Genomic DNA, 20445 nt, shown 5'->3' on the forward strand with positions numbered 1-20445 from the left:
GCCCCACCTGCCCAAATTCTACGTCAGCAGATTGCCATTTTCATCCCATGCTGCCATTTCGTTGCGGGTATCATGGTCGACACACTTCGACAACCATTCCTCCTCTCCGGTGATGCCGTGCTTTCGCAAAACTTCCTCGGGCGGGCCATCCCAGAGGTTGGGTGCATTGCCTTTGTAGCCCAGGTCCTTGATGCCTTCCTTGCTGGTAAAGTAGCCGGTGGTGACCAGCCGCCGCAACAGATCAAAAAAAGCAACTTCCGGCTCCGGAATCTCGGCAGGGTCTTCGGGCAGGTAGGCGATGTCTTCTATGATTTCCAGTTGTTGCCCGGCGGTCAGGGCCATGAAGTCGTTCTGGGCAAAGCGCTGCAGGGAGGCCCGGCTCAGCCAGGACAGCCCGCCACGCAGGGGCAATTGAAAATCCGGAAAGTCCAGCGCCATAAAATCAATAAAATCGGTGACGCCGGTGGCACTTGCTGCCGGGCCCTGTTCATCAGCAGGCAGGATGATGTCGGCCAGGCGGTCTAGTATTTTCCGCTCGCTTTCGCTAAAAAAGGGGGCATTGGCATGTAGCCGGGCATCGCGTCGCAGCTCTTCGGGGATCCGGGTGCCCTCGTAGGGAAATGGATTTTCAGCAGCTGTTTCGCCCGCCGGTGTGGTATCGGCTTCGCAGCCGGCAGCGGTGAAGAGGGCGGAAGTAGCGGCAGCCCCAATCAGTAAGCTTTTGATACTTTCTCGGCGGTCCATCAGAGATTCATTTTTTTGAGTTCGGAAATGATGTGGTCGCTGGTGCGCCAGGCGAGTGCCATAATCGTCCAGGTCGGGTTTTTGTCGGCCTGGGAAGGGAAGGTGGCAGCGTCAGTGATGAAGAGATTGGGCACCTCATGCAATCGGCCGTAGCCATTCGTCACGGAAGTCTTCGGGTCGTCACCCATACGGGCAGTGCCGACCTCGTGGATGATCTCGCCCGGCTTGTTCAGCCCGTAGTCATTCGCTGCTGTCTTCTTGCCGGACAGGATTTTTGCGCCCATATTGGTCAGGATTTCCTCAAAGGTATCCTGCATGTGACGGGCCTGCCGGCGTTCGTAGTCTCTCCATTTGTAATGGAAGCGCAGGACCGGGATGCCCCACTCGTCGACTTTGCTGGGATCGATTTCACAATAGTTGTCGTACTGCGCTACCGACTCGCCCCGGCCGGACATACCGACGAAAGCACCGTAGATGCGGCGGAGCTCCTCCTTGTACTTTTTGCCGTAGCCACCGGGGGTAATGCCCAGTGCCCGTTGTACCTCGGCCTGATTGAAGCCGTGCCCATACTTAGGCATACTTTGCCCACCCCACACTTCGATGTGATAGCCGCGCGGGAAGTCCAGCTTTTTATTGTCTTCCCACCAGGGAGAATAAACGTGCATGCCCCCTACCCCGTCTTCGTTATAGCGGTCGCGGTCCATCAAGTCCGGAAGGAAGCCATACATACTGGAGCCGGTGGAGTCATGGAGGTAGCGCCCGATCACCCCGCTGCCGTTGCCCAGCCCCCCTTCTTTGGAGTTGAGTAAAATGCGGGCAGTAGAGCAAGCCGAGGCGGCCAGCACGATGACCTTACCTTTAATCTGATACTCCTGCCGATCGGCTTTATTGACGTAGCTGACGGCTTTGGCCTTGCCATCCGGGCCCGTTTCCACCGAACGCGCCATGCAATTGACAAACAGGTCAATCTGGCCGCCGGCTTTCTGGGCCGGGAAGATGAGGCAGGAGCCCGAGCTGAAGTCAGCATATACCATACAGGAGCGGCCGCATTGCCCGCAGTAAAAGCACAAACCGCGCTCTTTATTGATACGCTTGGTGAGCATCGACATACGGGAAGGGATGACGGTCACGCCAGATTTCCGTGCCCCTTTGATGTAATACCACTCGTGCAGGCGTGGTTTGGGCGGGGGCAGGAAGAAGCCATCGGGGTCGTTGGGCAAACCTTCGTTGGTACCGAATACGCCGATCAGCTTATCGACTTTATCATAGTAAGGCTTGATATCCTCGTAGGAAATGGGCCAGTTGGCGCCCAGCCCGTCAATGTCCCTGCGGCGAAAATCGTCGGGGCCAAAGCGCAGGGAAATACGCCCCCAGTGGTTGGTGCGCCCGCCCAGCATCCGGGAGCGGAACCAGCGAAAGTCGGTCCCTTCCGCCTGTGTATAGGGTTCCCCCTCGATTTCCCATCCGCCCCAGGCCATGTCAAAGTCGCCAAAGTCCCGCTGAGTGCTGGCGCCACGGCGGGGGCTCTCGTAAGGCCAGCGCATTTGTGTTTTGGTGACCGGGTCGGCAGGGTCAAAGAAAGGCCCGGCTTCCACAATGGCTACAGACAAGCCCTGCTCCGCCAGCACCTTGGCCGTCATACCGCCGCCGGCACCGGAGCCTACGATGACGGCATCGTAGGTTTTGGTAGGTTTCTTGATTTCCACGATTGAGTTTTGATTGGTCTCGTGCTAAAATTAGAAAAACTAAATACGGATAAGGTACTTCGAATGTCAAATCCATAATCTTTATCCGGCACCCAACTGTTTTTAGACTACTATCGTCTGTAACTCAAAGTAAATCCATCAGACATGAACAAAACTATTTTTCTTAGCCTGTTGTCCGCCTTTATTTTCTGGCAATGCGATACCGCATCCAACGAACCAGCCCCCTACCTGCCGGTCACCGCCGACATGGAACAAGCCGCTGACATGAATCAAACCCTCGGCTGGGACCTTTTCCATCAGGAGCAGCAAGCCTTGCCGCAGGAGAACATCCTCATTTCGCCCTATAGCGTACAAACGGCGCTCTTCATGACGCAAAACGGCGCACAGGGCAGCACCCTGGGGCAAATGCTGGACCTCATGGATGGCAGCAACGCCAGCGTGGAAAGCCTGAATCAGGCCCACAAACAACTCAGTACCCTTCTCACCACCCCAGGTGACCACCCTGAAGTGACGGTTGCTAACAGCTATTTCTACGATTCAGAGCGTATTGACGTGGAGCAGGCCTTCCTGAACCCGCTGAGCGTGTTTTATGCCGCTTCCTCCGAGAGCCTGGATTTCCGGCAGGAAGAGCAAAGCAAGGCTGCCATCAACAACTGGGTATCGGAAAAGACCAATGGTAAAATTCCCACTATCGTGGAAGAGATCACTTCTGAAGACGTAGCCTTTCTGATCAATGCCCTGTACTTCAAAGCGGACTGGATGGCTGGCTTTCCGGAGGAGCTGACCTTTGACGGTACCTTCCAAACGGCAGCGGGCGGCACTGCCGAAGTCCCCTTTGTTAATCAGGATGCCAGCTTCCTCACCGCTCAGGCGGATGGGCTGCACATGGTAGACCTCCCGTTCAAGGATTCCACCTACAGCCTGACCCTCATTATGCCCGACCCGGAGCAGCCGGATGCACAGTGGCCTACCTCACTGACCAAAGAACGCTGGCTGGCGCTATACGACGCCATTCAGCCCGGCAGGGCGATTGTACAGTTCCCCAAACTGAAGCTGGAATACGGCAACAACCTTGTGGGGTCCCTTCGCAACCTGGGCATGGAGGATGCCTTTTCTCCTGCTCTGGCCGACTTCCAGCTCATGGGGAGTGCAACCAACGGGCAGAATATTTTCATCAAACAGATTGCTCACAAAGCAGTGCTGGAAGTAGATGAACAGGGCGCAGAAGGGGCTGCGGCAACGAGTATTGGCTTTGGCACGACCTCTCTCCCGCCCTTCTTCCGGTTTGACCAGCCCTTTGTTCTGGTCCTCCGGCATGTAGAGACGAATGCGATGCTGTTTACGGGGTATGTGGCGGACCCGTCGGTAGAGTAAACCGGTCTGAAAATCGGAAATCTGACTATCTTAGGACTTGCCGGGACATTTCGATCCGGCAAGCCCTTTGGTTATTGATCCGATAAAACTGACCGTATGAAAAAATGCTCTGCTTTTCTTATGCTGATTTTAGGTACGCTGTCTCTCGCTGCCCAATACGACATGCCCCGTATTCTATCGCTAAAACAACAGGGCGAACTGCGCGACCAATGGCTGCAACAACGCATGAAGACCGTGCTGCCCGCCATTATGCAGCGTGAAGGCATCGACATGTGGATCCTCATCGCCCGGGAGTACAATGAAGACCCGGTACTTAAAACCATGCTGCCTTCCTTCTGGCTCTCGGCCCGCCGTACGACGATGCTGGTCATTTACGATACCGGCGACAGCCTGGAAACCCTCGCCTGCGCCCGCTATGATGTAGGCGAAGTGTTCAAAAAAGCCTGGGACAAGGAGGTGGAGCCCGACCAATGGAAGCGGCTGGCCCAGCTGATTACCGAAAGAGCCCCGGCTAAAATCGCCGTCAACCGGTCGGAACACTTCGGCCTGGCAGATGGCTTGTCGGCCTACCACTACGATCAGCTGATGGCGCACCTGCCCGAAGCTTATCAGGAAAGGGTCGTCACCGGGGAACGGCTGGCTTTGGGCTGGCTGGAAACCCGCACTTCGGAAGAGATGACGGTCTATCAGCAAGTCTGCCGTATTGCCCATGCCATTATTGCGGAGGGGCTTTCCGATCAGGTGATACAGCCTGGCGTGACTACGACCGATGACGTGGTGTGGTTCTACCGGGAGCGCATCCGGGAGCTGGGGCTGACCGCCTGGTTTCACCCCACCGTGGATGTGCAACGTGCCAATCCGGAGGACAACGGCTCCACCCGCAGCTTTGCTTCCCGCCCCGGAGAGACGGTCATTCAACCGGGGGACCTGGTGCACTGTGATTTTGGGATCACCTACCTCGGGCTGAATACGGATACACAGCAGAATGCCTACGTTTTAAAACCAGGAGAGACCGATGCACCGGTTTTCCTCAAAGCAGCCCACAAGAAAGGCCTTCATCTCATGGATATTCTGACCAATGAATTTCAGGAAGGGCGGACTGGCAATGAAGTCCTTGCGGAGGCATTGAAAAAGGCCAAATACGCCGGGCTGAAACCCCAGATTTACACCCACCCCATCGGCTACCACGGGCATGGCGCCGGGCCAACTATCGGGCTTTGGGATCAGCAGGAGGGCGTGCCCCACAAGGGCGATTATCCGCTCTACCACAACACCGCCTACTCCATCGAACTGAATACTAAGGTATTCCTGCCGGAGTGGAACAAGGAAATCCGCATGATGATGGAAGAGGATGCTTTCTTTGATGAGAACGGGGTGCGTTATATTGACGGGCGGCAGGAGGAGCTGTATTTGATTCCCCGGCAGATCAGGGAGTAATAAGATAAAACCTCCCTGATTGACCTGAATCCGCAAAATGGCTCCATTCGTTTGGTCTTTACTGCATTCGGAAAAGCAGCCCGTACCTTCACCTTTTGCTTTTACACTTTCGGAAGCAGTCTTTCGCTTACCGGTTCAAGGTCATACATCTCAAAAGATTCGATACAGCTCATATCTTCGCTTTCGCCGTGGTCGTCTTTCCCCTGCTCTGTTTCAAGAAAGTTGTAAAGGGTTTCCTTTTTATCAAAAGTCACCCAAACGATCACAGTATTGCGCGCCCTGTCGACACCAACCTGCCGGGCAATAACACCGTCGAGCTTTTCATCCATTTTTTCACTGGGCGCTTTGGCAATTTGTACTAACTCGTCTAGCCGACCCGGTTTTGCAGTTGATACGGACACGAACGTGTAGGATGGATTGTTCATAACTATTGTTGTTTTAATTAAAAATTATGTTTCCGATGTAAATTTACATTTTAATTTCATTTCCGAAACTATTTTTATACATTTATTCAAAAATGAACTAAATACAACCCATGGATTATTCATTACTGAAGGAAATCATCCAATACATGGAGGTGTTTCAAAAACAGGGAGAAGGGAGCAGGATAGAAGATTTCGTCATCTGGCTGAACAACCAACTCTTTACCGACCAAGCAGAAGACCCGCATTCCGAGCATGACGAACTACTGATTGCCTTTAAGGTCATGTACCTGAATAAGGAACTGAAAAAGCAGGCCAAGTCTATCTTGTCCGCCTCAGGTATTTCTTCAATTGATGAATACAGCTTCCTGCTACATCTGGATTATCAGGACAGCTTCAGGAAAATGGAAATCGTGGAACTGCATAATCTGGAAGCCCCTACTGGCATAGAGATCATCAAGCGGCTGCTCAGGAACAAACTGGTACTTGAATTTCCGGACGAACAAGACAAAAGAGCTAAAAGGATCAAAATAACAGAAGCAGGCAAGCAGGAACTAAGAGCTATCAAACCAAAGATGGATTCAATTTTCACCAAATTCACAGCGCCCCTGAGCCTGGGCGAGAAGATAAAGATCAGTGGAATTTTGGATCAGTTGATAAAGTGATGCGTTTTAAGCATTAAAAACCTCATCAATATCCCGCTGCAGGTCCTGCACCTCCGGATCAGTAGGCGCTGCGCCCTGATTGAGCATATCAGGCAGGTTATCCAATGACATCGGCCGGTCAGCGGAGGCTGTGGTTGCAGCAGGATTCTCCAGGGAAAGGACTTGCAGGGCTGTGCGCAATACTTCAGGGTCATCCGTGCGCAGAATAGCCTGGATGAGTTGTAGTTTGAGTTTAGATAATGGTTCAGACATCTTTGCGCTGGTTTTCAACCCAAACACCTTAGGGCGCCAATCGTTCTATTTTCCACTTTTCTGCTTCCAAAGTATACTGGAAACGGTCGTGCAGGCGGTGCTTACGGCCCTGCCAAAACTCAAAAGTATCCGGCACGACCCGGTAACCGCCCCAAAATGAGGGCAGGGGCACTTCACCCTTCTTAAATTTTTGCTTCAGCTCTTCAAACTTGGACATCAGCATCTGCCGGGAAGAAATGGGCGCACTTTGGTTGGACACCCAGGCTCCCAGCTGACTGCCGTGAGGCCGGCTGAGAAAGTACTTTGCGGACTCGGCTGTGCTAACACGCTCCGCCCGCCCCATGATTTTCACCTGCCGCTCGAGGTCCAGCCACGGAAAGTGCAGGGCGACTTTTGCGTTAGCGGCAATGTCCTTCGCCTTTTTGCTCTCATAATTCGTAAAGAAAACAAAACCGGTGTTGTCGAAATACTTCAGCAGCACGGTGCGCAGGCTGGGCTGCCCATCGGGAGATACCGTAGCCAGAGACATGGCATTGGGCATATTGATGCCTGCCGACTCCGCTTGCTCAAACCAGGCTTCGAATTGTTGAACCGGGTCGGCCAGGAGTGTTTCCCTAGACAAGCCCGAAAAGGTGAATTCTTCCCGCATCATTGCCAGATCCATCGTATTTCACATTTGGTTACGGCTCAAATGTAGGCTACCGGGAGGCCACAGTCAATGAGGAAGATCAGTGTCTTTAGGATTCGAGCAGACGCTTGAACAAATGCATAATTTCACGCTCAACAGCCGTATACCGGTGGTCTGCCTCAAAGACTTCCCGCAGATCGCTCAGGAGTCGCTCACGGCCAGCCTTGTCCGTCATAAATTTCTTCTGGTAGCCCAAAATGGTATTGATACATTCGGAATCAGAACATTCCTCATAAACCGCTTTTACCCGCCGGTAGCTGCGGTCATCCAATCGTTGCTGAATCAGGGCTTCTTCCTCCGGGTCAATTTCGGCATCGACGGAGGCAGCGTATAACATCGCAAAAGCTGAGAATTCTTCGTAAGTCCAGTCGAGGTTCATGTGTACAGTTGGTTAGTTGTCGTTAAGATAGGGATTCTAAAGTAAGTACAACAGTGATTTTTTTCACTTATCTTCACGATGGCGGGAAAAAACAACAGACCAACTTGGTCTAACGGGGTAAACCGACCTAATTACTACTGCAAATGAAAACCCTAAGCAGCTTACTTTTTCTGCTGTTGCCCCTGGCGCACGCCTTTGCCCAACAGCTCTCCCTCACCGGCATGGTTTACGATTCAACGGAACAGGCGCCGCTCGAAGGGGCGTATGTATACCTCACCGATGGCACGAAAGAGTTCAGCGAGACCAGCAATTCAAAAGGGAAATTCCAATTCAACGGCCTGCAGCCGGGCACCTACGCCCTTTCGGTCACCTACGTAGGCTACCAGAGCTACTCGGATACCATTGAACTTCAGGAAGACTTTGACCTGGGGGTACTGCAAATTACCCAAATCGCCCTCAATCTGGACGAGGTGGAAATCACGGGCAAAGCCCCCCTCGCCACCCAATCCGGCGATACCACGCAGTACAGCTCCAACGCCTACAAGGTCAATCCTGATGCCAGCGCCGAGGACCTCATCCGCAAAATGCCGGGGGTGCTGTTTGAGAATGGCAAGGCACAGGCACAGGGCGAGGAGATCAGGCAGGTCCTCGTGGATGGCAAGCCTTTCTTTGGCGATGACCCCAGTGCAGCTCTCCGCAATCTGCCAGCTGAGGTGATCGACAAAATCCAGGTTTTTGACCAGCAGAGCGAGCAGGACCGGTTTAGCGGATTCAACAGCGGGGAGACCACCAAAGCCATCAACATCATCACCAAGCCTGGCAAGCGGCAGGGGGAGTTTGGGAAGCTCTATGCAGGCATTGGCGAAGAAGGCCTATACCGGGCCGGGGGCAACGTGAATATCTTCAAAGGCGACGCCCGCCTGTCCATCATCGGGCAGACCAACAACATCAACCAGCAAAATTTTGCCGGGGAAGACCTCTCGGGCCTTTTCGGCAGCTCGGGCAGTCAGCGCGGCAGGGGTAGAAGCCGGCGGGGCGGCGGCGGAGGTACCGAGCCCAGCGATTTCCTGGTGAATACCCAGAACGGCATTGCCACTACTCACGCCTTTGGGCTGAACTATGCCGATAAATGGGGCGACAAAGTGGAAACCAACGCCAGCTACTTTTTCAATCAAACCGATAACACCGCACGCTCGTCTATTTTCCAGGATTTCCTAAGCGACCGCCTGCTGGGGCAAACCTACAGCGAGGACAACCTGGCGGATACCCGGACCATCAACCACCGGCTGAACGCACAGATAGAATATGAAATCGACCCCAAAAACACCATCAGTATACGCCCCCGCCTCAGCTTGCAGCAAAGTGAAGGGCAGGAACAAACCTTCGGGCAAACCCGGCTGCAAAACCTGCTGCTCAGCAGCACCGACTTTGGCCTGCAGACGGATCTAAACGCCCTGAGTTTTTCAAATGACCTCAACTACCGCCACCGGTTTGCTAAACGGGGCCGGACCGTCTCCCTCAATGTAGGTACCAACTACAATCAGCAGGATGGCGAGCGTTTCCTGGCTTCTGAGAACCGCTTCCTGCAAGATTCTGCCTTCACCGAAAACCTTGATCAGTTTGCCGGGCTAAATGAAACGGGATGGACACACAGCGTGGGGATCCGCTACAGCGAACCCCTTGGCGAGAAGGCTCAGTTGCAATTGGGCGCCGAAGCCAACCAGCAAAAAACCGATGGCGATCAGGAAACCTTTGACCGGGCAGCAGATGGTGAGTTTTCTGACCTCAACCCGCTGCTGTCTAATACCTTTGAGACCACCTACCGGACACAGGAGGGCAGCGTAGGGCTGCGGTTCCGTGATAAAGAGCTGATCTTCAATGGGCGGATTGTGGCGCAGTGGGCACAGTTGAGCGGCGATCAGGTTTTTCCGGCACCTGAAGCTATCGACCGGCGCTTCTTTAACTTCCTGCCGCGGCTCTTTATGCGTTACCAGTTTTCCAAGGATGCCAACCTTAGAGCCGGTTACTTTGGGCGGACGGCGCCCCCTTCTCTCCGCCAACTGCAGGAGGTAATCGACAACAGCAACCCGCTCCAACTGTCTACCGGTAATGCCGACCTCAGGCAGGACTATACTCACCGGATATTTGCCCGCTTTTCCAAAACGAATACTGACAAGGCTTCGGTGTTTTACGTGTTGCTTTCCGCGCAGTACACGCAGAACTACATCGGCAACAGTACCTTCACTGCAGACCGCGACCTGCTGATCCGGCCCGGTATCTTCCTGCAGCGGGGCGCACAACTCCGGCAACCGGTCAACCTGGATGGCTACTGGAATGCCCGGGCTTTTACGACCTATGGCTTTCCGCTTTCGGCCATCAAGTCCAACCTCAACTTTAGCGTTGGGGGTACCTTTCAGCGGATCCCGGGCCTCATCAATGACAACCTGAACTACGCCAACAACATCGGTTCCTCTCTTAATGCCACCCTGAGCAGCAACATTAGCGAACGGGTGGACTTTACGCTGTCTTCCCAGACCAGCTACAACCGGGTGCGCAACAGCCTGAATACGGCCCTTGACAACAACTTCCTCAATCAGTCCACGCGGCTGGGGGCTAACTTCCTGATCGGCAACGGCTGGGTACTGCGCAGCAGCGTAAACCATCAGCTGTTTGACGGGCTGTCGGAGGGCTTCAACCAAAATTTCTGGCTGTGGAATGCGGAGGCGGGCAAAAAATTCCTGGATGACAAAGCTGAAATCAGCCTGAGTGTTTTTGACATTTTGGGGCAAAACAACAGCATCAGCCGGAATGTCACGGATGTGTTTATTGAGGATGTGCAGACGGAGGTACTGCAGCGGTATGTGATGCTGAACTTTACGTACAATATCCGGCACTTTGGTAAAAAGAAGTAGGGAGTCATGGGCGGTACATTCCGTACCTACGGCACGGGTTCCCGGCCTGGTCCCTGGGTTACCTACATGGCGTACCTCACGGCACGCTTAGCTTTTATTGCATGGCGTCAAAGCAGATTGCCCACCAACGCGCAGAACAACACATTCCGTACCTACGGCACGGACTCCCGGCCTGGTCATTGGGTTACCTGCATTGCGTACCTCACGGCACGCTTTGTGCGCATAACAATTGGGTACAAAACAGAAAGTCATACTGCAGCTCTACGGGCCACACGAAGTGAACTTCGAGTATCAATGCCGTGGCGAACGAATTGGCGAATTTCACTTTCGCCCCAAGTAGCTGTGTGTCTATACGCTATGGCTGTCGAAACGCCGGTAGCCATAACTGTCCACGGTTGGCTCTGAATCAAACTTTCCTATCCATTTGCGATGGTTGCTGGGGTAGAGCTTCCCGCTCTGCTCCAGCTTATCCACGAATGCTGCCAGGCTATTCAAGTAGTGCACTTTGATATACGCGCGCACGCTTTCAGTATGAATGAGAATTAGCAAAAAGTAGGTAGCTTTGCGGCGTAAAACCAAAACCGTGAAACAGACCTGCCCAAATTGCAATACCGTCTTTGACTGCCAGGTGGAAAACGCCGCTGCTTGCTGGTGCCATAAGCTGCCCGCTATTGCGCCCATCGAAGCAGCACGCTGCCTTTGCCCTGCCTGCCTCAAAGAGCAGGTACAGGAGCAAATTGAGCAGTTTGTGGCGGACTTCAAAGCCGGCAAAAGGCCCAATATTGCACCAGATTACAAAAGGCCCGGCAGGCCTGTGGAGGGCATAGATTACTACCTGGAAAACGGGATGTTCGTGATGACGAGCTGGTCTCATCTCAAGCGGGGGTACTGCTGTGGGAGCGGGTGCCGGCATTGCCCGTATCCGAAGGGGTGATTATACATTTTTTCCTTACAACTGAATGAAGGCTAACCTACCTTTTGGACTTACCCCAATTGTCTAGACAGCTTTAGCTGTATTTATGATTTACAAATTAAACAAAAAACACATTCATAATCATCATAATATTTTCTTTTTTTGCTTCTTTTTTTCTTTTGATTTCCACAGCAAAAATGTGGATAAGTTCATTGACATAAGGCTGGCCTAGATTGCAGGTACAACTGGCTCGGGTACTTGTCCCCAATCTTGGAATGCCGCCTGTGGAAATTCCAATTATAGAAGTACTGGGCCAAGCCGTTATGCAGCTCTATGCCGTCCTCGTAAGCTTTAAGGTAGATGTCTTCGTACTTGGCCATCTTCCACAAGTTTTCGATGAACGCATTGTCCGTTGCCCGCCCCTTGCCGTCCATGCTTAGCCTCACTTCTTTGCCCAGCACAGCGCTGGTGAACGCATCGCTGGTGTATTGGCTGCCCTGGTCTGTATTGATGATTTGAGGGGCGCCCCATTCAGCTACAGCCTCCTCAAAGCAGCCTGCACACCATTCAGCGTCCATTGTATTGGACAAAGACCAGTTGACCACAAATCGGCTGTACAGGTCTATGATGGCTGTAAGGTACAAAAAGCCTCTTGGCATCGGGATGTAAGTGATATCGGTAGCCCAGACTTGATTAGGCTGCTCAATTGCTAAGCCCCTCAATAAGTAAGGATAAACTTTATGGTCTTTGCCCCGCTTCGAGGTGTGAGGGCCCGGGAAAACAGCCCTGAGCCCCATCACATCGTAGTACAGCCGATAGACCCGGTTGCGGCTGACTTTGTAGCCTTTATCCTGGGTCAGGTAAACGTACATCCTTGGGCCGCCTTTGTAGGGGTGGTCGATGTAATGCTTGTCCATCAGGCGCATCAGCTCCAGGTTCAGCTCCGAAGCTGCCCTCGGTTTATAATATAGCGAGGACCGGTTAATACTCAACAGCCTGCACTGCCTGCTCAAGCTCAACTTGGGGTGGCTGCTGTCCAGAAGCAGCCGTTTTTCTGCTAGTGGCATCAGGGCAGCCTTTTTTTTAGAAAATCGATTTCAATGGCCTGTTCCCCGATTTTGCGCATCAGCCGGTCTTTTTCAAGTTCGGCCTCCGATTTGCCGGAAAGTGCCTTGCCTTTGCGGAAAACCGAAGAGGCGCCTGACAAAAACTCCTTTTTCCAATTGGTAATCTGCTGTGGGTAGATCTTATACTTATTGGCAATCTCAGCCAAAGTATTCACCTCCTTGAGGGCTTCCAAGACTACTTTTGTCTTGAAATCAGCGTTGAAATTTCTTCTGCTCATGATAGCTAATTTAAGGGTTTTTATAAATCAAGCTACCTGTCTAGTTTTTTGGGGGAACTCCACTTTTTAGCGCCAGGGATATTGAAAACTGGAGCCTGCTTTTAACTTCTGAGTATCTGATTCGAGATCAAAAACGAGGTAAGTACTCTTTTTCTATATGCAAAAAAATGCAGCCTACTTTGTTTTATGATGTTGGTCAAGGTAAATGGTTTGCTTAGTGTTACCAAGTTTTATTACAGACTGACTTAACACGTTCCTACAACCCTATTAAGCCTACTACTTTTATTGGGGCAGTATCGCCTTCAATTGCATACTTTTCATCTAACTATATTGACCTTAAACTGAAACATGCTCTTATAAACGCTCATATACTCTGAGGCGATCCTCCCAAAGAAAGTATAGACGATTTTGATAATAGACAGGATTAGCTGTAGTCCTCATCACTCCATCATTTGGATATTCCGTACAAACATGCTTCCAAAGAATATCCAGGCTCTTTCTTTCGATCACACTATAGCTTCTTTCCATTATATCACCACCTTTTCTAAGCGAGCTGAATGCAAAAATATAATCCTGATTGAAAGAGGAGTGTATACCAGAAAACTCATACCGCTCATCATATTTTTCCCAAAGGTTTATGTTTTTAACTGACCTTTCGCACGCGAAAGATTTGGAAAATTGATTAATAATGTTGGGGCAGTTATCTTGCAGCTCAAAGGAGCGCAAGATGAAAGACCCAAAGTTACTTGACTTGTATTCGGACTACCTGCTGGCATCGTTTCGCATGGCGACAGCCACCGGCTTGTCCGAGCTGACCGATCAGGCACTGAGCCATGACAAGATCAGCCGTTTTTTAGGGCAGGAAGCCTTCACGGCAAAGGACTATTGGCGTTGCATAAAGCCTTTGGTACGTAAAGTGGAGCACCCGGACGCGGTCATCAAGATAGATGACACGATCGAGGAGAAGCCGCACTCTACGGAGAATGAAGTGGTCACTTGGCACTGGGACCACTCCAAGAAGCCGAAAGCGGGGCACACCAAAGGGATCAACATCCTGAATTTCCTTTACCAGAGCCCACAGGGCATAGAGCTGCCTGTTGCTTTTGAGATCGTGCGCAAGTCGCAAGAATACGTGGATGCCAAAAGCGGGCAGGTAAAGAAGCGCAGCCCCCGCAGCAAGAACGAGATGCTGCGCGACCAGCTTTTTGCACTTGTCAAATACAACCGCGTGCCCTTCCGCTATGTGGTATGGGACACTTGGTTTGCTGCCAAGGAGAACTTCGAGTTCGTGCATTATGAGCTGGGCAAGCATTTCATCAGTGCCTTGAAGAGCAACCGCAAGGTCGCCCTTAGCATGGAAGACAAGCTGGAAGGCAAGTTCCACCGAGTCGACGGGCTAGAACTGCAAGCAGGCCAGGCCATTACTGTTTACCTCAAAGGGCTGGATTTCCAAGTCCAGTTGGTCAAGCAGGTCTTTATAAACCAAGACGGCTCAACTGGAGACTTGTACCTGGTCACCAACGATCTGGTGCTAAGCGGCCCAGCTATCTGCACAACCTACGGGACACGCTGGGGAGTGGAGGTATTCCACAAATCGCTCAAACAAAACGTGGGGCTGGAAAAGTCCCCCACCAAGCACGAGACATCCCAGTGCAACCATGTTTTTGCTGCCATGATTGCCTGGACTAAACTCGAACTGCTGGCTGCAAAAGAGCAGACCAACCACTTTGCCCTAAAAACCAAAATTTATGTCAATGCCCTCAGGGCGGCTTTTCAAGAGGTGCAAAGGCTCAAAGCCTATGTCCCTAAAATTGGACCGCCGGATGGGCTAGCCACCCCTCTTTTGGGGTAAGGCCTTGATTAACTTGTTCATGCGAGTGCTTTTTCAGTGCCATGCACTGAGTGGGCTTGCTGTGCCAAGCACCCTGAGTACTGCTAATTTTTTCAATTATCATAACCTTTCGCGTGCGAAAGGTCAGTTTTTAATCTCTTTGTTTCTCAAATTGAACTCCCAATATTTATCATACCCAATATTGAATAGCAAGCCCTTTTTCGCATCAAAAAAAATAGGCGCGGGGCGAGAAAGCAAAACACTAACAACGCCTCCACTCTCCAAATCGACTAAAATCACTTTACCCTCCTGATAATACCGCAAACTAATTATCAGATATCGATCAAAAACGCCTACTATTTTATCGATCTTTAACTTTTGATCGAAATGATCATTAACGAAAAATTCCCAGTCAACTCTCCCCGTATGCCAATCAATACAAAATAACTTTTGGTCATTCAAAAACTGCGTTGTGTAGAGTTTTTCTCGATAGAAGTAATTACTCCGGCCTGTCCGCTCTATTTTCGCAGACCAAGCCGCTTCAAAATCAGCCAGGTTTAATCGACTTGTTTTCTTACTTTGAGCGTCATAAACCAGAAGATCATTCTCGCTTGTTATACATCGAAAAGATATTCTGTCAACTGGTTTTTCTCCCAACTGCTCAAGAGAATCAATTTTATAGACACAAATAGTTTTTGCTGATTCATCACGAGCAACTAAGTAAGAATCATTAATTAAGCTTGGCCCCGTCATCCCCTTCAATGCTTTTTCCGAGATCAAATCATATTCGCTGATATCAAAAACCCGGATAAATGGTGCTTTTTGAAAAACAAACACTTTCTTATTTTGGAAAGCTATTTCCCGGACTCCATCTAAATAAAGTTCTTTGATCAAACTGAACATGTGCTATTCAATTTTCATGAAATGATAGAGAGGTGATAGATTATCAAAATCGTTTGTTGAAGTATGCACCAAACTCTGTCTGATGAAATCACGAAATAATCTTAGCCCAACGGCTATTTATGCTGGTCAGGATGTAACAATTGCTCTGTCTTGTACAGGTCTACCACTAACTTATTAATGATGTCCTTTAGCTTGCCAGTATTCTCTCCCAGCCAGTTTTTCAAGCCTTTGTCCTTAACGGATAATTCTATGGTTATGATCTCTTCTTTCGGCTGCTCTTCTTCAACGACTTGCCTGGAAACCAGGAGTTCCCTCAGGCTTTTGTAATTACCTTCCCATTCTACCTCATCGAAATCAGCATCATAAGCAACTTCAGCATCATCATACCTGATATTCTCCTGCGAAACAGAAAAACCATTTTCCACCAGTTGCAATGCTTCCCTGATACTCAATCTTTTGCTGTTCAAATCAGACAATACGATATTGTCTACCGATTCACCACGATTGATGAGGTCAAACACTTCATCTGTTTTCATTATCTTCATACTCAAAGTTTTTGCTTCCCAACCGCCCAATCCAGCGCCTGCTGATAATCTTCCAGAAATTCCTCCAGCCGCTTGCGCCGGTACTGCATTACCCAACGCGGGTGTGGCAGGGGCTTGAGTACTTCGAAAAAGCCATGCTTTTCATTGAGGGGCTCAAAGTGCTTCCAGTTTTTGCCTACGCCCATGACGAGGGCGACTTTGTTGGTTACGCCCAGATCAAGCTGCGATTGGATGTTGTGAATGATGTGGGGCTCTACCGCCCGCTCCAGCTTTTTGTCATCGTAGAAGTTGTAGTTTTTGCCATCGCGGGTAAAGCCGAGGGGGCAGAGGGAGGTGATGTAGAAATGCTCGTAGAAGGCTTCCGCACCGCCCCAGTTGTCGATGAAACGGTAGACGAAGTCGGAAGACAGCTCCGGTTTTTTGTGAAAGGCATTCGGGATGCCGCAGACCTCTTCCAGGCGGATGGGGTCGGTAAAGGGCACTCCGGTGACACCGGCTCCAAAACGACCCGGATTGATGCCAAAGATGGCAATGCGCGGGCGGTCATCACCGTAGTACTTGCCGTAAAACTGCTCCATAGCGCGCCAGGTCTCTTCCCCGTCGAAGGGGTAAAGCAGATCGGCGTGCGGTGGCAGTTCCCAGTTGGGCTGAAGGGAGCGGTTGAATTGCAGGATGCGCTGAGCGATGGACATAAGGATGGATTTGAATGAGCGAAAGTTAGCCTTTCCGCTCAAGAGCGCCAAATACTTCCTGGAGCTCAAGCTCAATGCCCAGTACCTCATCAACGAGGACATCATTGCTGCCAAAAATATTACTGTCGTTCCGGTGGTGGTACACATAAATAGACCGCAAATCCGGTACCACCAGCCAATACGATTTCACCCCTGCATTCAGATAACGTTCGAGCTTGATGACCAACTCCTGTATGGGCTGCTGACCAGATAGAATCTCGATAGCCCCTACGGGAATTTCCGCGATGTTGGTTTCATTATACGTCAGGTCGAGCTGACCTTTTTCAAAAAGCGCCAGGTCTGGAACATTCCTTTCTTCTCCAAACAGGATATTGAGCTCCGGCAGCACTTCGAACCGGTCACGGTAGGCTAATTTGATTAAAAATAACAGTTGCTGCTGTATGAAAGCATGAAATTTATCGGGCATTGGCTTATTTCTTTCCTGCTCATATATATATTTTGACTGCAAAGTCTCCATAGCGTATCCGTTCAGTTAATTGTCAAGTTACAACGATTTCGGTGTTTTAGCAAGTACGTCCATTTTTGCCGGAAGGCACAAAAAGGCATACCCGCAAAACCGACAAAGCCGCCCCCGGAACTCCGGAAGCGGCTCTGCTCAATTAATGCACTTCAGGCAAGCCTACTCCTCGCCAAAGGCCAGGTTGACGATACGCTGTTGCTGCTGATCATGGACTTCCTTGAAGCCGGTCGCAGTAGAGGCGCTCGCTTTGCGGGCGATGTGCTTCAGCTCGGTATTCACCACCACTTCCTTAGCCAGGAAGATGGAGTGGATGTACTGCCAGGCTCCCATATTGGAAGGCTCTTCCTGTACCCAGTATGGCTCGGCATTAGGATAGCGGTCGAAGATCGCCTGCAGTTGCTGATCGGGCAGCGGGTAGAGCTGCTCCAGGCGAACGATAGCCACATCCTTGCGGTCATCTTCGCGCTGCTTTTGCATCAGATCGTAATAGATTTTACCACTGCACAGCAACAACCGCTTGACCTTCTTGCCACTGCGTGGGCCGATATAGGGGTCGTCAATCAATTCCTGGAAACTATTCCCGGACTCGAACTCGCTGATATCTGATACACACTCGGGGTGGCGGAGCAGCGATTTAGGCGACATTACCACCAAAGGCTTGCGGAACGGGCGTGCCAGCTGACGGCGCAGCAGGTGGAAGAAGTTCGCCGGCTTGGTCACGTTCGCCACCGTCATGTTGAATTCAGCACAAGCCTGCAGGAAACGCTCCAGTCGGGCACTTGAGTGCTCAGGCCCCTGCCCTTCGTATCCATGAGGCAGCAACATAACCAAACCGCTCATCCGCCGCCACTTGCTCTCGGCAGCGGAGATATACTGATCGACGATGGTTTGGGCACCGTTGTAGAAGTCGCCAAACTGCGCCTCCCAGAGGACCAGATTGTCAGGGGAAGCCAGGGAGTAGCCATACTCAAAGCCCAGCACGGCAAACTCAGATAGCAGGGAGTTGAAGATACGGAATTTCCCCTGCCCTTCCTGAATACCATCCAGGCGGTTGATGGGCTCATACGTCTTCGCATCATAAGCCACAGCGTGCCGGTGGGAGAAGGTGCCCCGGCGGACATCCTGACCGCTCATGCGCACATCTTTACCCTCCATGAGAATACTGCCATAAGCGAGGAGTTCGCCCATCGCCCAGTCCAGTTTGTTCTCTTCCAGCAATTTGTTTTTGCCTTTCATCAGGCGCTTCACTTTGCTTAGTGGTGTGAAGCCATCCGGGAAGGAGGTCAGGTGCTTAATCAGTTTATCGACAGCCTCGCGGTCTATGCCGGTATCAGGTGACTCCCGGTAGTCTTCGGGCGTCGTTGTTTTCTTTAGCTCCCGCCAGGCCTGCTCCGGCTCCTGATATTCGTAGGGCAGTGGATTTTCACGGACTTCGTCCAGGCGCTCCTGCAGCAGTTTCCAGAAGGAGTCTTCCATTTCCTCAGCCAATTCCTTATCGACATCACCGCGTTCAACCAACCGCCTGTTGTACACTTCCCGGGGATCCGGGTGATTGTTGATGATGTCGTACATCTCAGGCTGCGTAAACTTGGGATCATCGCCCTCGTTGTGCCCGTGTTTACGGTAGCACACCATATCGATAAAGACATCGTTGTTGAACTTCTGCCGGTATTCGATCGCAAACTCTGTGGCAAACAGCACCGCTTCCGGGTCATCACCATTGACATGGAAAACCGGGGCCTGTACCACATTGGCTACACCCGTACTATAGGTAGAAGAACGGGCATCATCAAAGTCAGTGGTAAAGCCAATTTGGTTATTGATCACGAAGTGGATGGTACCGCCGGTGTAGTAGCCCGCCAGTTTGCTCATCTGTACGGTTTCATAGGTCACCCCCTGCCCTGCCAGTGCCGCATCGCCGTGGATGAGGATGGGCAGGATTTGGTCATAATCGCTATTGTACAAAATATCGGCCTTGGCACGCGCAAAGCCTTCCACTACCGGGTCGACAGACTCCAGGTGAGAAGGGTTAGGGACCAGCTTCAGGTGTACGTTTTTGCCGGAAGGCGTCTCTACCTGCGAGGAGAAGCCGAGGTGGTACTTCACATCGCCATCGCCAAAGCTGAGGTCCGGCACGGCCGTGCCTTCAAATTCGTTAAAAATCTGAGCGTAAGTCTTGCCCATGATGTTGGCCAGCACATTCAGGCGACCCCGGTGAGCCATTCCGATCAGGACTTCCTGAACACCGAGTTCGGCACCTTTATTAATCAGGCCATCCAATGCAACGATGGTATTCTCACCACCTTCCAAAGAGAAACGCTTCTGCCCGATGTATTTGGTGTGGAGGAATTTTTCAAAAACCACTGCCCCATTCAATTTCTCGAGAATGCGTCGTTTTTGATCATTACCGAAGCCATAGCTTGTGTCCGGCTCTAAACCTTCCATTTTAGTGCGTATCCAGCGGCGCTTTTCGCGGTCCTGAATGTGGTGGTATTCAATACCAATATTACCGCAGTACACCTTACGCATGTGGTCGATGATCTGCTGCAGGGTAGCCTTGCCGATGCCCACTTCCCGGCCCGCTTCGAAGGAAAGCTGACGGTCTTCTTCAGAGAGGCCGAAGTCTTCCAGGTTCAGGTTCGGTTGCCGGTCGCGGCGCTTCCGGATTGGGTTGGTGGTAGACAATAAATGCCCGCGGTTGCGGAAGGCCTTGATCAGGGCGAGCACCTTGAACTCTTTGTCAAGGGCCTCAGAAGAAGCAGCGGTAGCACCCTCTGCATGGCCATTGGTTGCGGTGCCCGCATAGTCAAAGCCACGGAAGAAGGCACGCCAGGTTTCCTCCACCTGATTAGGGTCCTGCAGGTACTGTTGGTACATCGAATCAATGTACGATGGGTGAGCATTAGCTATAAATGAGAAATCGTTCATTACTTGCTATGGTTACGGATTATGTTTTTTGTTCGAAAACACGCGGCAGCAGGTATCGTTCGCCGGATACGCAACTGCCTATGCATAAATTTGCCCTAAAAGACGGAGAAAAAAAATAAATGATACAATTTTGATTCGCTAAAATTTTCTAAACAACTGACCAGAGGGAAGTTGTGTGAAAATTTTGGT

20 protein-coding genes are annotated in these 20445 nt (G+C 51.3%); 6 read left to right on the forward strand and 14 right to left on the reverse strand.

Translation table 11 applies throughout. The annotated features are described in order from the left end of the window. Positions 1-18: 18 nt before the first annotated feature. Both ACO08I_RS10125 and ACO08I_RS10130 read right to left on the reverse strand, forming a co-directional pair. The gene (locus tag ACO08I_RS10125; protein ID WP_282776523.1) at positions 19-744 is read right to left on the reverse strand and encodes a gluconate 2-dehydrogenase subunit 3 family protein; all 726 of its coding nucleotides are present in this window, start codon (positions 742-744) and stop codon (positions 19-21) included. Beyond that, entirely contained in the window at positions 744-2450 is a 1707-nt protein-coding gene (locus ACO08I_RS10130; RefSeq protein WP_282776525.1) for a GMC family oxidoreductase, read from the reverse strand. Before ACO08I_RS10130 ends, ACO08I_RS10125 begins: the two co-directional genes overlap by 1 nt. A gap of 144 nt (positions 2451-2594) precedes the next feature. On the opposite strand from ACO08I_RS10130, the gene ACO08I_RS10135 reads away from it, so the two are divergent. Continuing rightward, on the forward strand, positions 2595-3824 hold the full coding sequence (locus ACO08I_RS10135; protein WP_421949246.1) for a serpin family protein: 1230 nt from the start codon (positions 2595-2597) through the stop codon (positions 3822-3824). Between the two features lie 96 nt (positions 3825-3920). Then, positions 3921-5261 (forward strand): M24 family metallopeptidase, encoded by a 1341-nt coding sequence (locus tag ACO08I_RS10140; RefSeq protein WP_421949247.1) that lies wholly within the window; start codon positions 3921-3923, stop codon positions 5259-5261. A 101-nt stretch (positions 5262-5362) separates the two neighbouring features. Here the strand turns inward: ACO08I_RS10140 and ACO08I_RS10145 are convergent, their stop codons facing one another. Then, positions 5363-5686 (reverse strand): hypothetical protein, encoded by a 324-nt coding sequence (locus ACO08I_RS10145; RefSeq protein WP_282776535.1) that lies wholly within the window; start codon positions 5684-5686, stop codon positions 5363-5365. Positions 5687-5796: 110 nt separating this feature from the next. On the opposite strand from ACO08I_RS10145, the gene ACO08I_RS10150 reads away from it, so the two are divergent. Next, a complete protein-coding gene (locus tag ACO08I_RS10150; RefSeq protein ID WP_282776536.1) occupies positions 5797-6348 on the forward strand; it encodes a MarR family winged helix-turn-helix transcriptional regulator in 552 nt (183 codons plus the stop codon). A 6-nt stretch (positions 6349-6354) separates the two neighbouring features. Here the strand turns inward: ACO08I_RS10150 and ACO08I_RS10155 are convergent, their stop codons facing one another. From ACO08I_RS10155 to ACO08I_RS10165, 3 genes are all read right to left on the reverse strand, one after another. Next, the gene (locus ACO08I_RS10155; RefSeq protein ID WP_282776538.1) at positions 6355-6600 is read right to left on the reverse strand and encodes a hypothetical protein; all 246 of its coding nucleotides are present in this window, start codon (positions 6598-6600) and stop codon (positions 6355-6357) included. 28 nt (positions 6601-6628) lie between these two features. Beyond that, a complete protein-coding gene (gene pdxH, locus ACO08I_RS10160) occupies positions 6629-7264 on the reverse strand; it encodes a pyridoxamine 5'-phosphate oxidase (protein WP_421949248.1) in 636 nt (211 codons plus the stop codon). 73 nt (positions 7265-7337) lie between these two features. Then, positions 7338-7667 carry a hypothetical protein gene (locus ACO08I_RS10165; RefSeq protein ID WP_282776542.1) on the reverse strand — a complete coding sequence of 110 codons (330 nt, stop codon included), beginning with the start codon at positions 7665-7667 and terminating at the stop codon, positions 7338-7340. A gap of 143 nt (positions 7668-7810) precedes the next feature. Between ACO08I_RS10165 and ACO08I_RS10170 the strand changes: the two genes are divergently transcribed. Next, on the forward strand, positions 7811-10579 hold the full coding sequence (locus ACO08I_RS10170; RefSeq protein ID WP_421949249.1) for an outer membrane beta-barrel protein: 2769 nt from the start codon (positions 7811-7813) through the stop codon (positions 10577-10579). Positions 10580-10927: 348 nt separating this feature from the next. On the opposite strand, the gene ACO08I_RS10175 is transcribed toward ACO08I_RS10170, so the two are convergent. Then, positions 10928-11128, reverse strand: a complete 201-nt coding sequence (locus ACO08I_RS10175; RefSeq protein WP_421949250.1) for a hypothetical protein — start codon at positions 11126-11128, stop codon at positions 10928-10930. 34 nt (positions 11129-11162) lie between these two features. Between ACO08I_RS10175 and ACO08I_RS10180 the strand changes: the two genes are divergently transcribed. Beyond that, complete coding sequence (locus ACO08I_RS10180; RefSeq protein ID WP_421949251.1) at positions 11163-11513, forward strand: cysteine-rich CWC family protein; 351 nt, start codon at positions 11163-11165, stop codon at positions 11511-11513. A 188-nt stretch (positions 11514-11701) separates the two neighbouring features. On the opposite strand, the gene ACO08I_RS10185 is transcribed toward ACO08I_RS10180, so the two are convergent. After that, positions 11702-12559 (reverse strand): IS3 family transposase, encoded by an 858-nt coding sequence (locus ACO08I_RS10185; RefSeq protein ID WP_421947430.1) that lies wholly within the window; start codon positions 12557-12559, stop codon positions 11702-11704. Next, positions 12559-12837: a helix-turn-helix domain-containing protein gene (locus ACO08I_RS10190; protein ID WP_044220061.1), complete on the reverse strand. Its 279-nt coding sequence runs from the start codon at positions 12835-12837 to the stop codon at positions 12559-12561. The genes ACO08I_RS10185 and ACO08I_RS10190 overlap by 1 nt, the downstream gene beginning before the upstream one ends. A gap of 727 nt (positions 12838-13564) precedes the next feature. Between ACO08I_RS10190 and ACO08I_RS10195 the strand changes: the two genes are divergently transcribed. Then, the gene (locus ACO08I_RS10195; protein ID WP_421946523.1) at positions 13565-14689 is read left to right on the forward strand and encodes an IS701 family transposase; all 1125 of its coding nucleotides are present in this window, start codon (positions 13565-13567) and stop codon (positions 14687-14689) included. Positions 14690-14812: 123 nt separating this feature from the next. On the opposite strand, the gene ACO08I_RS10200 is transcribed toward ACO08I_RS10195, so the two are convergent. The 5 genes from ACO08I_RS10200 to ACO08I_RS10220 form a co-directional block, all read right to left on the reverse strand. Next, positions 14813-15571: a hypothetical protein gene (locus tag ACO08I_RS10200; protein ID WP_421949252.1), complete on the reverse strand. Its 759-nt coding sequence runs from the start codon at positions 15569-15571 to the stop codon at positions 14813-14815. 113 nt (positions 15572-15684) lie between these two features. After that, positions 15685-16116, reverse strand: a complete 432-nt coding sequence (locus tag ACO08I_RS10205) for a hypothetical protein (RefSeq protein ID WP_421949253.1) — start codon at positions 16114-16116, stop codon at positions 15685-15687. 2 nt (positions 16117-16118) lie between these two features. Then, positions 16119-16808, reverse strand: coding sequence for a uracil-DNA glycosylase family protein (locus tag ACO08I_RS10210; protein WP_421949254.1), 690 nt, complete (start codon positions 16806-16808; stop codon positions 16119-16121). 25 nt (positions 16809-16833) lie between these two features. Next, positions 16834-17274 (reverse strand): Uma2 family endonuclease, encoded by a 441-nt coding sequence (locus tag ACO08I_RS10215; RefSeq protein WP_421949255.1) that lies wholly within the window; start codon positions 17272-17274, stop codon positions 16834-16836. A gap of 213 nt (positions 17275-17487) precedes the next feature. Continuing rightward, complete coding sequence (locus ACO08I_RS10220) at positions 17488-20256, reverse strand: 2-oxoglutarate dehydrogenase E1 component (protein ID WP_421949256.1); 2769 nt, start codon at positions 20254-20256, stop codon at positions 17488-17490. Positions 20257-20445 lie beyond the last annotated feature (189 nt).

It is taken from the genome of Phaeodactylibacter xiamenensis (assembly GCF_965229835.1).
In the GTDB taxonomy this organism is placed as follows: Bacteria; Bacteroidota; Bacteroidia; order Chitinophagales; family Saprospiraceae; genus Phaeodactylibacter; species Phaeodactylibacter xiamenensis.